Here is a 16,346-nt window from a genome sequence, read left to right as displayed (position 1 = left end):
CCTTTTTACAGCGTTTTCAAAACTTGTCCTATGCTTGAATTATATCATGAAAAAAAGCCGGAAGAATACCAGCTTTTTTCTTCATGATTAATTTGTCACTTTAAACAAACGAATACTCTCTTCGTATGCAGCTTGTAGTTTTTTCGTAATTGGTCCTCTTTCACCAGCCTCGAACTGTTCATCACCAATTTGAACGACTGGGAATATTTCAAGTGGCGTCGCTGTAAAGAAGCACTCCTCAGCGTCATATACTTCTTGTAATGAAAACTCTCGTTCCTCTACATCGATATGTAACTCTTTCGCTAATGTAATTACGTAGTGACGTGTAATACCATGTAAAATGAAATGATCCGCTGGATGTGTAATTAACTTATTATTCTTCACGATAAAGAAATTGGAATGACATCCTTCAGTCACAATACCATCTCGTACTAATATTGCTTCTTGATAACCTTGTTCATTTATTTTGTTTTTGATCATGATATTAGGAAGCAAATTTAAAGATTTTATATGGCAAAACTTCCACCTGATGTCCTCTTCTACTGTCACCTTAATCCCTGCCTCCATTGAAGCAACTGGTCTTGGGAACGAAACAAGATTTGCAAAATATGTCGGTTGTAAATCTGATTCATATACATGATTGCGCGGTTGTGCACCTCTTGATATTTGTAAATATACATTCCCATCTTCTTGAAATTGATTTTTTTCAATCATTTGATATAACTCTTCTACTAATTCTTCCTTCGTAAATGGTGGAATTAGTTTTATTTCTGCCATAGAATTAAAGAATCTTTTCAAATGTAAATCTAATAAATGAGGCTTGCCGTCGTATAGTCTAAATACTTCATAAATCCCATCACCAAATTGGAAGCCTCGCTCTTCTAATGCTACCATCGGCTGTTCTTCCTTCGTATTAATCATTCTCCCATTAAACAAGATCCAATCTTTATGAGTAGCTTTCATTCTTCCCCACTCCTTTATCACATGATTGATTTTATTGTACAACTTATGACACCCTGAAAGAAGGAATTTTCTGTATTTTCACAAACAAAAAATACATCACTTCGTAAAAGTGATGTATTTTATCATTTATTTAAGGAAATATTTTTCAATATCATCTAACATAAGGTTCGCAGCTTTAATACCGCCTGCTGTATTCCAGATTACCTCGTCTACTTGGAATACTTTATTATTTTTAGAAGCCTGTAGTTGCTTAAAGAGTGGATCTTCTATCCATTCCTTTGCTAACGAATTTCCTTCATTATTCTTATCTGCATCTTTATCAGACGTGAAATAGAATAAGTAGTCTCCGTCCATATTTGGAATTTGCTCTTTTGTAATTCCTTTTATCGCAAAATCATCTTTATCTTGTAATGGTGGTCGTTTAAATCCAATATCATTTAAAACAACGCCCGAGAATGAGTTTTTTTGATAAATACGAACGTCACCTGGTACGAAACGAATAATAGAAACTTTAGAATTCAAATTATCGCCTAACTTCTCTTTCATTCCTTCAATACGTTTTTTATAATCATCAAGAGCTTTCTGCCCTTCTTTTTCTTTATTTACAGCTTTTGTATAAAGTGTAAAGTTTTCTTTCCAATCACCGCGTAATGTTTCTGCATAAACAGTTGGTGCGATTTCTTTTAGCTGATCATATATTTTTTCATGACGCATTTTATTTCCGATAATTAAATCTGGCTTAAGCTTCATTACAGCCTCTAAATTAATATCACGTTCAGTTCCTACAACTTCCGTGTTTTTTAACTCTTTCGCTATATGAGGATACCATTCATCACCAGCACGTGGTTTCGTAGTCCCCACTGGCGTTACGCCCACAGCTAGGAGAGCCTCTGCGCCTTCATTTGTTAAAACAACAACTTTTTTAGGTGTACCATTTACTATCGTTTCACCCATTGCATGCTTTATCGTATATGAATCTTTTGCTTTCGCTGATATATTATTTTCTTTTTTCTCTTCTTTACTACATCCTGCAATTACAACCATGAGTATCGTAATGCAGAACATAATTAGTTTTTTAGTATGTATCATATGTCCTCCCTAGATGAAATCGATTATCATTAACAATTAAAGATTAATGGATGTTACATACATTGTCAATGTATATCAGAAAACTTTTTTAATATATACTATTTAGATTCTATCCGCTTTTCTAATGTTTCTTTTTAAAACATAGTGCATAAGTATGAAAATAAATGTTGTTATTAAAATGCGTATTCTTGTTATACATAACAAGAATACGCATCCATATTGCATTATCATTTTAATTCCTAATATTGAGTATATTTAATATATGCTGGGTCATTATATACCCACTGATTTCCACCAAGGTTTAACCAACCATTTTCATTTATATATACTAAATAAGATTCTGGAGAATTTAATTTGCGGATAACTGCAGATGTAGTTGATGGACCACTTCTTAAATTTACATTCATCCCTTGTATATATGCAACCCCAATCGGGCTTCCATCACTGTTGCTTGTCTTTACAAAATTAATGTAAGAAGGATCATTATACACCCATTGTCCATTCCCCAAATCTAGCCATCCGTTACTTTCCTGATATACAACGTAAGATTCTGGAGAATTTAATTGACGAATAACTGAGGAAGAAGTTGATGGACCATTTCTTAAATTTACATTTTTCCCAAGAATATAAGCGATTCCCTTCGTTTGAGGTGTCGGTTGTGGATTTGGATCTACTCCAAAAATAGCTGCTATTCCATTTGCATACGCTTGACTTAGATCTTCAATAAATTGTGGATTTTTTAATAAATTTGCATCAAACGCTGTATCAATAAAAGCAGTCTCAGTTAAAATTGCATCCATTGTGGTTTCTCTTAATACCGCATAATTTTCTTTTTTTGCTCCTCGATCACGAAGACCGTATTTTGTTAATACAGGATTGACAGCTGTATGCATTTTTTGTTGCTTTGCATATGCAGTGCTGGTATTGGATAACGCATTATAAATATAACTTTCAAAACCTGTACCCCCGCCGCTATTAATATGAAATGAAATAAAATAATCCGCACTGAAAGCATTAGCCATATTAGCACGTTCCGATAAAGAAATAAACACATCACTATCACGTGTCATTTTAATTGTAATTGGGTAATTTACCGTTAAAATGTCTCGAACGCGTCTAGCAATTTGAAGTGTTAAGTTTTTTTCTACTAAACCATTACCAACAGCACCAGAATCATATCCACCGTGCCCTGCGTCTATAACAAGTTTCATTTTATTGCCCCGCCCCTTTCTTGTAATATGTTTGCATTTCTACTCGTCCTATTTTATGTGAAATGTACAAGTTCTGTTACAATTGCAAATAAAAAAACCGCCTTATGTAAGGCGGTTTCTATCATCTTGCTTTAACCAATTTAAAATAAATATATACGATTGATAGTGAACATAACGTATGCAAAATAAAATAAATAAAAGTGCTATTCCAACACCACTATAAAGTAAACCGAACTTTAAAAAAACATTTAAAAGTGGTGGAAAGTTCATTAGATTTTGTAATGTACTAAGCATACAAAACATAATGAAAAAGACAGAGACGTATTGTAATTCATACGGCTTTTTTTTCTTACTCATTCTTTTCCGAATGATTATATGACATAATTCTGCTACTATAAAGCACCCTCCAATTAATACAAGACCAGAAGTCATCGTCATACATCCACCTGCCTTATGTTTATTGTATCGCATAAATAATCATCGTTATATTTTCTTTACATACTCTTCATCTTCTGAAGCAAAACCAAAACTCTCTATGAAAGACTTCGCCTTTTCTGTTAATTTCTCTTGTAGCACTTTTATTTCTTTCACATTTCTTTGTTTCATCATTTCTTCAAATGTAAAATACGTATTTGTACCATAACCGTAACCTTGGTAATCAAAATGAATAATTAGCTGTGATAAAACAGCCTGTTCCTCTTGTACACTATAATCTATTACACCAATATATGTATCATCAACTTTTACACAGTACTGTACCTTTTTCTCACCTAAACTATGCGATTTAAACATTTCTTTAACAACGCTTTCATTTTCTACAGTAACTTTCTCAAACGTAATCATATGTTGTCCATCCTTTTACTATTATTGTATCAATAATACTTCCTATTTATGAAAAAAACCTTAAGACCGTATGCGATCTTAAGGTTTTTCTATTTAAACTAAGCTATACGCACGTTTTGTTTCTTCATGGAACTTATTCGTATCGTATTTATGCTCAACATAAATTTGGTGCCATACCATAAACGCAAGTACAGTCCAAATTTTACGGCTATAATCGCCTTTATCTGCACAATGTGCTTCCAGTAAGTTTAATACATACTGTTTGTCGATTAAATGCTCTGTCTTACTTTCGTTTATAATATTTATAGCCCAATCATGCATTTCGTCTTTTAACCAGTGACGAATTGGTACTGGGAATCCAAGTTTTTTACGATCTAATACGTGATCTGGAACGATTCCGCGTGCTGCTTCACGTAAAATAGCTTTCGTAGTTCCGTTAGCAATCTTAAATTCAGTTGGAATTTTAGATGCAACATCGAATACTTCTTTATCTAAGAACGGTACACGAAGTTCTAATGAGTTTGCCATTGTCATTTTATCAGCTTTTAATAAAATGTCACCGCGTAACCATGTGAACATGTCAATGTACTGCATTTTACTTACATCATCATAATCTTTAATCTCATTATACAATGGTTTCGTGATATCCATATAGTTAACACTTTCATTGTAATACTTCATTAATTCAGCTTTTTCTTCTTCACGGAAGATTTTAGCATTTCCATAGTAACGCTCTTCAATTGGTGTACATCCACGCTCTAGGAAGCTCTTACCTTTAAACCCTTCTTTAAGAGCACCACTTAATGCTTTTAGAACGCTCTTACCTGGGCTAGGAATGTAAGAGAACATTTTTAGTGAGTTTGGCTCACGGTAAATGTTATAACCACCAAATAGCTCGTCTGCGCCTTCACCTGAAAGAACAACTGTTACATGTTTACGTGCTTCTTTCGCAACGAAGTACAATGGTACAGCTGCTGGATCAGCTAAAGGATCATCCATATGCCAAATGATTTTTGGGAACTCATCCATAAATTCTTTCGCTGAAATGAATACGTTATGGTTTTTAACGCCTAATTTCTCAGCAGTTTCTTTCGCAACATCAACTTCACTGAAACCACGTTGCTCAAAACCAACAGAGAATGTTAAAAGATTTGGATTCATTTCTCTTGCGATAGAAGCGATGATAGATGAATCGATACCACCAGATAAGAATGAACCTACTGGTACATCACTACGCATATGCACTTTTACTGAATCATATAACACATCACGAATCGCTTGGATATGCTCCTCTTTCGTTGCACTTGAAGCATTGAAATAAGGTTTCCAGTAGCGATGGATTTCCATCTCTTTACCGATTTCTTTTACGAAATAATGACCAGGCTCGATTTTATTAACATCAATTGTTAACGTTTCTGGCTCTGGACCATATTGGTACGTAAAGTAATGTTGTAGTGACGTTGGATTAACGCCTTTATCTTCCATCACATGCATAATACTTTTCTTCTCAGATGCGAAGAATGTAGTATCACCTTGTTGTGCGATGTATAAAGGTTTAATACCGAAGTGGTCACGTGCACCGAAAAGTTTCTTTTCTTCACGATCCCAAATCATAAATGCAAACATACCACGAAGGTAGTCTACACATTTTTCTTTCATATGTGCATACAATGCAATGATAACTTCTGTATCAGATTGCGTTGCAAACGTTGCACCTTTTTCAAGTAACATTTCACGTAATTCTACATAGTTGTAAATTTCACCATTAAAAATAATTACATATCGATCATTTTCATAAGTTAGCGGCTGATGTCCTGCCTCTAAGTCAATGATACTTAAACGGCGGAAGCCAAATTGTACATGTTCATCACGAAAATATCCTTCGTCATCTGGACCACGGTGGAAAATCATCGTGTTCATATTTTCAAATTGATGTTTTTCTGTTTCTGAAAACTCTCTAGGGTTTTCACATAAACATCCTACAAAACCACACATACTTCTTACCCTCTTTCAGTTTTCATTCTGTCTCTATACTACTATATCAACCCTATTTATACTAGCATAATCAACTGAATATGGCGACCAAAAACTATAAAAAAATCACTCCATTTCACATTTTTAACAATTTTTTATGAAAACATGAAAACTAGGCACTCACCTTTCTCCGCTTTTGTCATATGATATTGCAAATTGATTTCTAGGAGGGAATACCATGAGTGAAGAAAAAAAAGATTCTTCTCGCCCACCGGTTCGTAATTACTTAAAGCAAATTGATGATTTCTTCGAGCAAACACCTCTTCGCAATGTAATCGCTGATTTAAATCATTTTTTCCAAAAAGGAAACCGTTTATTAACATTCCCTGTAGATTTATATGAAGTTGGTGAAGAACTCGTTGTTACAGCTGAACTACCAGGTATACAAAAAGAACAAATTCAAATTGAAATACAAAGTGAATACTTAAAAGTCTCTGTAAAAGAAGAGATACTTGAAGAGGAAGAAGAACAAACATCCCATAACTATTATCGCCGAGAACGTTCCATTTCAGAAGCATCAAGATTGATTAAGTTACCGTATTCAATTAATAAAAAAGCGGCAAAAGCTTCTTATCAAAACGGCGTATTAGAAATTCGAGCGCCGAAACTTCCCCAGCAACATGACATTTTATCCATAGACTAATGCAAAAAAATAAGGGTGCTATGCACCCTTATTTTTAATCCACTAATCGCTTCATATCACGTATAATGTCTTCATATGGCGTATTACTAATGCCACTATACTTTTTCATTACTTTTCCGTTTTGATCAATTAAATAAAATGATGTACCATGTATGACCTGACCGTTCTCCGGCTTATCTACAAGTGATTGGAAATTATCTTTTGAAAACTTTGTAATATCTTCTAACGAATACCCTGTTAATAAATTCCAGTTACTAGTATCCTCTGTAAACTTCTGAATAAAAGCTTTCAGATTTTCTGGCTTATCAAGGTCTGGATCTACACTAAATGAAACAAACTGAACGTCTAATTTCTCTTCTTTTGCCATCTTTTGCAGCTTGGCCATATTTGCAGTCATTGGCGGACAAACTGTCTGACAATTTGTGAACATAAAATCTGCAACCCAAACTTTCCCTTTTAAATCTTTTGTACCGAATTGCTTTCCATCTTGATTTGTAAATTGGAAAGTTTCTAAATCCCAATTTAATGGTTTACGAAGCTTTGAACCTGATTCACTACATCCGGCAAGTACAAAGAGACAAAATACAACCATAAGACCAATTATTTTTTGATAACGCTTCATTTATAAACCTCTTTTCTCTATCCTAAATTTAAATAGGTTATGTTTATAATAACAAAAGTTAACACTACGAGAAAATTGTTTACTACATTTGTTCACGAAATCGTACGATTTTACGCATGTTACTTCTTTATTTCAAGCGAATTACTAGATAAAATATATTTTTTTACTATTATTTCTCTAAATAGAATTGATAAAACTAATTTTATTGTTACTTTTGTAAATACCTCTCCCTATTTTTTAACAATTCCTTAAACATTAATCCATGTTTTACACTGTATTCCTTAACAACATTTCGGTACAATACAAATACAACGATTTTAAATGAGGTGATGTTCATGGCAAAGCGCTATGAAAATATGGATAATGTTAGTACAAAAAAATCAATTCGCTCTTTTTTACGCTGGCGTAAAGAACGAAAGCAAAACAAAAAAGATTTTTCTTTCTTAGTAGAACAATCACCCGTTAAACAAAGTGCATTTTTGCAAAGCAATGTTGAAAAAACGACTGTCACATGGATTGGGCATTCCACTTTTCTTATTCAAACGAATGGACTTAATATATTAACAGATCCAGTATGGGCTAATAAATTAAAGCTAGTTCCAAGACTTACCGAACCTGGACTCTCTATAGAAGAACTACCTAAAATTGATATTGTCCTTATTTCACATGGTCATTATGATCATTTAGATTTTTCAACTCTTCGTCAGTTGAATGATGATGTTCTATATCTTGTACCTATTGGATTAAAAAAATTATTTACTCGTAAGAAATTTAAACATGTAGAAGAGTATAAATGGTGGGAAAGTACGATAATTAACGAAGTTTCTTTTCACTTCGTACCTGCTCAGCACTGGACAAGAAGATTCTTATTTGATATGAATACGTCTCACTGGGGCGGATGGATTATTGATAATGAAACGAATATGGAAACCATATATTTTTGTGGCGACAGTGGCTATTTCCAAGGTTTCAAAGAAATTGGTGAACGCTTTTTAATTGATATTGCTCTTATGCCCATTGGCGCTTATGAACCAGAATGGTTTATGAAAGTATCTCATGTTTCACCTGAAGAGGCCGTGCAAGCTTATTTAGATTTAAACGCTACGCATTTTATACCGATGCATTACGGAGCTTTTGCACTCGCCGATGAAACACCCCGCGAGGCAATAACTAGACTTCGAAATAATTGGAATTTGCGCATGTTACCATGGGAACAACTGCATGTACTCTTTTTAGGCCAAACTTTTATTTATAGTAACGCAACAAATGATAAGCAAATAAACGAAAAAATTGAAACTTTACATGTGTAACGTAATGACTGATTTTCTATATCCAACATATAATATAGAAAATCCTATAGTGAAGGCAAATAATCAAGCTTTTACGGGCAGCCCGCTACCTTACCTCTTTGCTCCAGCTAATTTTGAGGTAGAGAGTTTTACTGTCCGCAAATAGCGGGATAAAGGGTGCTTTCTATGAATGAATATTTACAGACTCGCTATATCATTAGCGGTAGTGCCTGTGTAGCTCTTCTTATTTCTTACTTTCTATTTACATAAAAAAGCTACTTGAAATATATTTTCAAGTAGCTTTTTTATTACTCTGCTAAATACATAAATCCGATTGCGCCCGGACCTGTATGAGTACTAATAATAGGCGTTGTATAGAAAATTTCTGATTGAGCAAATCCACTCACTTTTTCAACCGCCGCTTTCATACTTTCAGCTAAAGGAATTGCTTTCGCATGCGGAATTGCAACAGCTTTTACAACTTTTCCAGCCGTATCTTGCTCAAATAACTTAGCTAATGTTTTTACAATTTGGCCTTGGCTACGAACTTTCGTTACAGGATTATAAACACCGTCTTCAAGACTAGCAATTGGCTTTATATTAAGTAGCGAACCGATAAACGCTTTTCCTTTACCGATACGTCCACCCTTCACTAAGTTTTCTAATGTATCCACTACTACATATAAACGAGTATTCTTTCTTACTTCATCTACACGTTTTAAAATTTCTTCTAGTGAGCGTCCGTCATTTGCCATTTTTGCAGCTTCAATTACTTGATATGCTAAAGCATGTGTAATAAATTGAGAATCAACAACTGTTACTTTTGTATCGGTCATTGATGCAGCGCTATTTGCAGTTGCTACAGTACCGCTCATTCCACTTGTCATATGGATAGAAAGGACTTCGCTTCCATCTTCCCCTAGCTTGTCATACATTTCTACAAATGTACCCATAGCTGGTTGTGATGTTTTTGGTAATTCCTCTGATTTAATCATTTCTTCAATAAATTCGTCAGGTTGTAAATCAACGCGATCTAAATATGTTTGTCCATTTACAGAGATTGATAATGGTAAAACATGAATGTCATATTTTTCGATTACGTCTTGTGATAAATCTGCCGTTGAATCTGTTACAATTTTAATTTTTTGCATACTATACTTCTTCCCTTTCCAATACGCTCTCCTTGTTATTATACTAGTATTCCCATTGCTTTCAACAATTTGGAACGAAATTTCATCAAATTAATTATATTTTCATACCTAAAATGAAAAAGACAGAGTTTACTAACCCTGTCCGTACTTCGTATCATGCATTTTTTTCAAGGGTATTTGTTTTATATACATTTAAATAATCATTCCACTTCAAACATTTTTGTAAATATTCACGGAAAGAATATGAAAATCTTGGGTGTTTTTGTTTTTGAATTTTTGCAATAAATAATTGAAGACGAGACTGAATTAGAAACGATAATGGATGCTGTGCCTGTAGGACAGGGATTTCAAATATTTTAATACAATCCCCTGTTGAATGAGTGAAATAAAAACTTTTCGTAATCACAATATCAATCCTCTTTTTCATTGGATTTTTGAACTTCTACTTTACGCTTGTAACACGTTGTTTAAAGTGGCGACTCCCATGAATACAAAAGTATCCTTAGACAATCTCTGTAGTCCTTATGGTTAGAAGATTTATACTCTATTCATCTCCACCTAATCCATCCCTCATCCTAAATTTCTAATAAGACGAGGACTCGTTATCCGTATATTGCTTAATATATTTAGTATAAACTTATAAAAGCGCAAAGTTTGTCTAAATTTTGGAGATTCTATATTTTTTTTCTTCTCTATATTGTATACGTTTATAGCTAGAGTATAACAAATAAATAAAAAAAGTGCCTTTATAACGAGGCACTTTTCGACTGAATTTCTTCTTCTCTTTTCTTTTTTCGCTTACTAACAATCTTTGATAAAGCAATACTAATTTCATAAATACAAATAAGCGGTACCGCAACTAAACTATGAGATAAAAAATCTGGCGGTGATATACACGACGCAATGATAATCAATGCTACGTAAGCATACCTTCTTATTTTTATTAGAAGTTCCGCCGTCAATAGTCCAATACTCGTTAAAAACATTACTACTACAGGCAATTCAAAAATTACAGCAAATGGAACTGTTAAATTAAGAACAAAATGAAAATACTTTTCTGTCGTAAACATCGTATTAAACATTTCATTACCTATCGTAGTTAAAAAATGAAATAAAAACGGCATTACAACGAAATATCCAAAGCATAAACCTGCAATAAATAATATAGACAATACCGGTATATACATTATTGTCAACTTTTGTTCATTTGGATGTAAACCTGGTTTTACAAATAACCAAATTTGTATAGCAGCAAAAGGAATTGTACAAACGATAGCAAATACTGTAGCAATCGAGAAAAAAATCCACAATACATCACTTGGACCGAGAACAGTTAATTTCATTGGTAAATCTTTTACAAGCCAAAAATAAATATCCTTTGTAAAAGTAAATCCAATAATTAAAAATAGTACAAAGGATAACACCGTATATATTACTCTTTTTCGAAGCTCAACAATATGTTCTACTACACTCATTTCCCGATCTTCCATCTCGTTCACCACACTTTATTTATCCATTACAAGGAAAATACACTACATTTTTTCTTTCTTTTCCTTTTCTTGAAATGCGTCATCTGTCAATTCTTTCGTTGATTTTTTGAACTCTTTTAACGTTTCCCCTAAAGCCTTCCCGATTTCCGGCAATTTTTTAGGTCCAAATAAAATGAGTACTGCTACTAAAATTAAAATTAACCCTGGAAAGCCAATATTTGAAAACATTTCCCCATCCCCTTTATTAGTAGTTTCCTTGTCCTACTATTACATAATTTTATTTTGTCAAAAAAGTTTGAAAACGTCAACAAATCCATTGTCTTTTGTCAAAAAAATTCAAAAATATAATCAATTATACAAATTTCATTTTCTATTGCTCTTGTGTATGATATGGTAAGGGAAATGACATATTATTTTATCCCGCTTTAACGGGCAGTAAGAACCACCACCTCAAAATTCAATGCAAGCCAAGAAGTTACGTGGGGGCTCAACTGCCCGTAAAAGCCCGATTGGTTCAACTAATAATCAGTGGGGGATGCCCCCCACTGATTAAAGTTTCACTTTATGATAGTAGAAAGGATTTGCATTATGACTGAAAAAATGACACGAATGACCCAATTTGTAAAAGAAGAAATTGCAAATGCAATTACACATGGTATCGGTGCCATTTTAAGCATCCCTGCCTTAATCATATTGATTATTCATGCTTCAAAGCATGGTACCGCATCAGCTGTAGTTGCATTTACTGTTTATGGTGTAAGCATGTTCTTACTGTACTTGTTTTCAACGTTGCTACATAGCATTCATCATCCTAGAGTAGAAAAAGTATTTACTATTTTAGATCATTCAGCCATTTACTTATTAATTGCTGGCACGTATACTCCTTTTCTACTTATTACACTTCGTGGGCCATTAGGATGGACGTTGCTTGCTATTATATGGACACTTGCAATCGGAGGTATCATCTTCAAAATTTTCTTTGTACGTCGCTTTATAAAGGCATCAACTTTATGTTACATCATTATGGGCTGGCTCATAATCGTTGCCATTAAACCACTTTATGAAAATCTAACTGGACATGGTTTTTCACTACTTTTAGCAGGAGGAATTTTATATTCTGTCGGAGCTATATTCTTCCTTTGGGAAAAGCTACCTTTCAACCATGCCATATGGCATCTTTTCGTTTTAGGTGGTAGTGCGATGATGTTCTTCTGTGTACTCTTTTATGTCTTACCTACAGCATAATAAAAAAGGTTTCAGCTTACTATAAGCTGAAACCTTTTTTATTACTTATGTAATTGTGATGCGATAACTTCCTGTGTATGCTTCGTTAATTCTTTAATATCCATATTCGCATAATCTTCAGGTGTAATCGGCTTAGAAATTGTTACTATTGCATGAGCTGGCTTCATACGATTTCCATTCGCTTCAAACATCTTATATGTACCATCTAACGTTACAGGTAAAATTGCTACACCTGACTTTACTGCAAGATGGAAACTACCAGCCTTAAACTCTCCAACTTCCCCACCCTTACTTCTCGTTCCTTCTGGGAAAATTACGATAGAATGTCCATTCTTTAATAGTTCGATTCCATCTTTAATTGCTTTAAGAGATTGACGACGATCGCTACGATCCATAAATACACAATTCATCAGTTCCATCCAAGTTGGTACAACTGGGAACTTTTTAATCTCTGCTTTTGACACGAATCCAATTGGTTTATTTAAGTAACCTAGTAAAACAGGGATATCCATATTACTTTGGTGATTACTTACAACTAGTACCGGCTTGTCTTTCGGAACATTTTCAAGTCCTTTAACTTCTACTGTCCCTCCAGCTACACGTACCATTTTCTTACCAAACCAATTTGTCGTTTTGTACACAGCATTATCTTTTTCTTTTGGCGCCATCATATTTACTTGTCTTTTAAGACGCCACATTCTTGGTGTAATCGCAATTACAATTAAAATTAAATAAAAGATTTTAAAAAACGTTTGAATCATACAGAACCCCCACCTATTATCATTCCGACCTTCATTATACTAGACAAACGAAGGAAAAAGAAGAAAAAAAGTCCAAACAGCAAGTGTTTGGACTTTTTAAGCATTCTATATTAGAAACGTTTTGCTAATTCACGAGCATTAGCAATTGCGGCTTCTTTAATTTCTTGTGCTTTTTCAGGGTTTGCATTCATACCTTCAACTGCAATATATTCAGTATCATTTACACCAACAAATCCTAATACAGTTTTTAAATGATTGCGACCGAAGTCTACAGCTGCGTATGCTCCTTCAGAATATACACCACCTGTTGCTTGAATGTGAAGTGCTTTTTTACCTTCTAATAAGCCGACTGGACCATTTTCAGTATATTTGAATGTTTTACCTGCGATTGCTACGTTATCTAAGTATGCTTTTACTACTGGTGGATAGCTAAAGTTCCACATTGGAGTTACGAATACATAACGATCTGCATTCATAAATGTTTCTAAGTTTGTGTTCATTGCTGCTACTTTTTGTTGTTGAACTTCAGTTAAAGCTTCAAAGCCTTCACCTGCTGCAAATTTACCCCAAGCAGCAAATACATCTGCATCAATTGCTGGTACTGTAGTGTTGAATAAATCAATTGTTACAACTTCGTCTTGTGGATGTTCGTTTTTATAAGCTTCGATGAAAGCTTCCCCTACTGCCATTCCGAAAGAACCTTCTGCTGAATTTGGATTTGCTGTAATAAATAGTACTTTTGTCATTGTATTCTCTCCCTTTTTTCTCTTTATCTTTAATTCAAGATTTATTTTTCGAAAGTTAATAACTTACCTTATGTAAGTATGATACAAAAAGTTTCAATCGATGTCAATAAAAAATAGCTACTTTTTTTTCGTAAGTTAATGATTTATTTTGTTTCTTTAAAATTTAGTATACAGATATTAAGACTTCTCACACAAAAAGGCTATCTCTATAAATTATAGAGATAGTCTTTTATTACATATTATTTTTGAAAAACATGTTTTACTTTTTCAGCTGGAATGTTACTTCCACCTCTACCTTTTACATCTTCAATCATCATTGTAATGACCACATCTGGTGAATTTAAATCAAATGCAGCGAACCAACCTAGTTCTTTTCCTTCGGCCTCTTTTGATACTTTTAATTCCGCTGTACCTGTTTTTCCAGCAAGAGTCATGCCATCAATTTTAGCAATTTTCCCTGTACCATCTGGATCATTAATTACTTTCGTCATTGCAGTTTTTAATATATCCTGATTTCCTTTAGAAATTACATTTTCTTTCCAAGCTTTTGGTTGTTTATCTGTTTTAATAATATACGGTGACGGAATCGCTCCATCATTTACAATTGGCGCATACGTTAAAGCTAAATGAAGAGGAGTCATTAATACTTGTCCTTGTCCATATCCTGTATCTGCCATTTGAATATCATTTTTAATACCGTCATTTGCAATTTTAGAAGCAGGGAATCCATATTCAATTGGTAGTTTCTCATCGAATCCGAATTTTTTTGCTTCACTCATAAACTTGTCTTTTCCGATTTTTAAAGCTTCTTGTGCGAAGTAAATATTATCCGAGTATTTCATCGCCTTATCAAGATCAATCGGATTTGCATCTTTCACACGCGTTACATAGTAATTACCCCAAGAAGAATCTTTTGTCCATTTTAATCCTTCAATTTTCAACTCTTCTTTTGGATCAATCGTTTTCGTTTCAAGACCAATTGCAGCTGTAATAGGTTTAAATACAGAACCTGGTACCGACAATTGTGTAAAGCGATTTGTCATTGGTTTTTTCGGATCATTATTCCACGCTTCGCGTTGTGCCTTTGATGTCCCTCGTGCAATTATATTAGGATCATATGCTGGACTACTTACTAGTGCAATTGTTTCTCCACTTTTCGGATTAATTGCTGCACTTGAACCAGCTTCGCCCTTCATTTCATTATACGTTTTTTCTTGAACAACACTATCAATAGTTAAAGTTACATTTTCTCCATCAACAGCATCTGTTTTTGCCAAGTTTTTAATTTCTTTTCCTTGCGCATCTTCTACAAAGACACGGCCACCTTTTTTACCGCGTAGCTTTTCCTCTAATACTTGCTCTAAACCAGCTTTACCAACTGGATCATCAGCTTGATAGCCTTTCTTTTGTAGCGTTTTTAAATCTTCAGCATTTACCTTTCCAATATAACCAGTCAGATGAGCTGCCGCTTCCCCTAACGGATATGTACGAACATTTACAGGTTTTGTTGAAACACCTGGTAAATCAATGTACGTATTTTGTGTTGCCCCTTCAGGCAAAATTCCAATTGGTACGAGATACCCTGGTTTTACCCATTTAGCAGCTAATTTTTGATCAATTTCTTCTACAGACATATTTAACAACTTCGCTACTGTTTCTTTCGTTTGCGGAGCAGTATCGCCTAACTTTTCAGGAATCAATCCGATTTCAGAAGCTTTCCCATTCGTTGCAAGACCTTTTCCATTACGATCGTATATTTCACCACGTTTTGGCTGTGTTGTCTGCATACGCACTTTACTATCTTTCGTCATGCCAGGGAAAATAAAATCAGGAGTCCAATCTATTTTCCAAGATTCTTTATCTCCATCTTTTTCTTTCACCATTTTTGCTTCATGACCAAATGTAATTTTACCACCAACTGTATCCATGCTTACTTTAAAAGGAACAGGGCCTTCATCTTTTTTATCTTCTTTTACTTCCCCTGTTTCTACCTTTAAGTCTTTCACTTCGATACCAGAATAAATTTTCTCATATTTTTCAGTAAACTCTTTCTTTGAAATATCTTTTTTTGCATTTTTTGATAGTTGATCATACATATCTGCAAATTTTTGTTTATTCCACGCTTTTACATATGTATCAAACACTTCTTGTGGTTTTTCTTCTTTACCACATCCAACTAACATGAATGTTAAGCAAAGAAAAAGAATCCCCCATATCTTTCTCAATCGATTCTCCTCCTCTTTCTATATTAGTACTTTT

The 16,346-nt window shown here is 33.9% G+C and carries 17 protein-coding genes; 3 read left to right on the top strand and 14 right to left on the bottom strand.

All coding sequences use genetic code 11. The annotated features are described in order from the left end of the window. Positions 1–87: 87 nt before the first annotated feature. The 6 genes from dat to asnB all read right to left on the bottom strand — a co-directional run bounded on the left by dat (position 88) and on the right by asnB (position 6,101). A complete protein-coding gene (gene dat, locus AXW78_RS10790) occupies positions 88–963 on the bottom strand; it encodes a D-amino-acid transaminase (protein ID WP_000648388.1) in 876 nt (291 codons plus the stop codon). 126 nt (positions 964–1,089) lie between these two features. After that, entirely contained in the window at positions 1,090–2,052 is a 963-nt protein-coding gene (locus tag AXW78_RS10785) for an ABC transporter substrate-binding protein (protein WP_000581996.1), read from the bottom strand. A 239-nt stretch (positions 2,053–2,291) separates the two neighbouring features. Beyond that, the gene (locus tag AXW78_RS10780; protein WP_061884119.1) at positions 2,292–3,263 is read right to left on the bottom strand and encodes an N-acetylmuramoyl-L-alanine amidase; all 972 of its coding nucleotides are present in this window, start codon (positions 3,261–3,263) and stop codon (positions 2,292–2,294) included. A gap of 102 nt (positions 3,264–3,365) precedes the next feature. Then, positions 3,366–3,695, bottom strand: coding sequence for a hypothetical protein (locus AXW78_RS10775; RefSeq protein ID WP_000200462.1), 330 nt, complete (start codon positions 3,693–3,695; stop codon positions 3,366–3,368). 51 nt (positions 3,696–3,746) lie between these two features. After that, a complete protein-coding gene (locus tag AXW78_RS10770) occupies positions 3,747–4,106 on the bottom strand; it encodes a GNAT family N-acetyltransferase (protein WP_000627518.1) in 360 nt (119 codons plus the stop codon). Positions 4,107–4,199: 93 nt separating this feature from the next. Further along, on the bottom strand, positions 4,200–6,101 hold the full coding sequence (gene asnB, locus AXW78_RS10765; protein WP_000333816.1) for an asparagine synthase (glutamine-hydrolyzing): 1,902 nt from the start codon (positions 6,099–6,101) through the stop codon (positions 4,200–4,202). A gap of 217 nt (positions 6,102–6,318) precedes the next feature. On the opposite strand from asnB, the gene AXW78_RS10760 reads away from it, so the two are divergent. After that, positions 6,319–6,783 carry an Hsp20/alpha crystallin family protein gene (locus tag AXW78_RS10760; protein WP_001288085.1) on the top strand — a complete coding sequence of 155 codons (465 nt, stop codon included), beginning with the start codon at positions 6,319–6,321 and terminating at the stop codon, positions 6,781–6,783. Between the two features lie 34 nt (positions 6,784–6,817). On the opposite strand, the gene AXW78_RS10755 is transcribed toward AXW78_RS10760, so the two are convergent. After that, on the bottom strand, positions 6,818–7,405 hold the full coding sequence (locus AXW78_RS10755) for an SCO family protein (RefSeq protein WP_000833333.1): 588 nt from the start codon (positions 7,403–7,405) through the stop codon (positions 6,818–6,820). Positions 7,406–7,740: 335 nt separating this feature from the next. Between AXW78_RS10755 and AXW78_RS10750 the strand changes: the two genes are divergently transcribed. Then, entirely contained in the window at positions 7,741–8,715 is a 975-nt protein-coding gene (locus tag AXW78_RS10750; protein ID WP_001129635.1) for an MBL fold metallo-hydrolase, read from the top strand. Positions 8,716–9,002: 287 nt separating this feature from the next. Here AXW78_RS10750 and AXW78_RS10745 read toward each other — a convergent pair whose 3' ends face one another. The 4 genes from AXW78_RS10745 to AXW78_RS10730 all read right to left on the bottom strand — a co-directional run bounded on the left by AXW78_RS10745 (position 9,003) and on the right by AXW78_RS10730 (position 11,563). Further along, entirely contained in the window at positions 9,003–9,845 is an 843-nt protein-coding gene (locus tag AXW78_RS10745) for a DegV family protein (protein ID WP_001169470.1), read from the bottom strand. A 154-nt stretch (positions 9,846–9,999) separates the two neighbouring features. Beyond that, positions 10,000–10,251, bottom strand: coding sequence for a DUF2535 family protein (locus AXW78_RS10740; RefSeq protein WP_000629011.1), 252 nt, complete (start codon positions 10,249–10,251; stop codon positions 10,000–10,002). A 340-nt stretch (positions 10,252–10,591) separates the two neighbouring features. Then, entirely contained in the window at positions 10,592–11,335 is a 744-nt protein-coding gene (gene tatC, locus AXW78_RS10735; protein WP_000390118.1) for a twin-arginine translocase subunit TatC, read from the bottom strand. A gap of 42 nt (positions 11,336–11,377) precedes the next feature. Beyond that, complete coding sequence (locus AXW78_RS10730) at positions 11,378–11,563, bottom strand: twin-arginine translocase TatA/TatE family subunit (protein ID WP_000492443.1); 186 nt, start codon at positions 11,561–11,563, stop codon at positions 11,378–11,380. Positions 11,564–11,923: 360 nt separating this feature from the next. Here AXW78_RS10730 and trhA point away from each other — a divergent pair, with 360 nt between their 5' ends. Further along, positions 11,924–12,580, top strand: a complete 657-nt coding sequence (gene trhA, locus AXW78_RS10725) for a PAQR family membrane homeostasis protein TrhA (protein ID WP_002163996.1) — start codon at positions 11,924–11,926, stop codon at positions 12,578–12,580. 41 nt (positions 12,581–12,621) lie between these two features. On the opposite strand, the gene AXW78_RS10720 is transcribed toward trhA, so the two are convergent. The 3 genes from AXW78_RS10720 to pbpC form a co-directional block, all read right to left on the bottom strand. Next, a complete protein-coding gene (locus tag AXW78_RS10720; protein WP_000616574.1) occupies positions 12,622–13,341 on the bottom strand; it encodes a lysophospholipid acyltransferase family protein in 720 nt (239 codons plus the stop codon). 110 nt (positions 13,342–13,451) lie between these two features. After that, a complete protein-coding gene (locus AXW78_RS10715; RefSeq protein ID WP_000170025.1) occupies positions 13,452–14,087 on the bottom strand; it encodes an FMN-dependent NADH-azoreductase in 636 nt (211 codons plus the stop codon). 239 nt (positions 14,088–14,326) lie between these two features. Further along, positions 14,327–16,312, bottom strand: a complete 1,986-nt coding sequence (gene pbpC, locus AXW78_RS10710) for a penicillin-binding protein 3 (RefSeq protein WP_001227259.1) — start codon at positions 16,310–16,312, stop codon at positions 14,327–14,329. Between the last annotated feature and the right edge of the window lie 34 nt (positions 16,313–16,346).

The sequence above is a fragment of the Bacillus thuringiensis genome (assembly GCF_001595725.1).
In the GTDB taxonomy this organism is placed as follows: domain Bacteria; phylum Bacillota; class Bacilli; order Bacillales; family Bacillaceae_G; genus Bacillus_A; species Bacillus_A thuringiensis_K.
The sequence above is the reverse complement of the archived record's forward strand: the minus strand, read 5'-3'. Positions and strand labels throughout refer to the sequence as shown.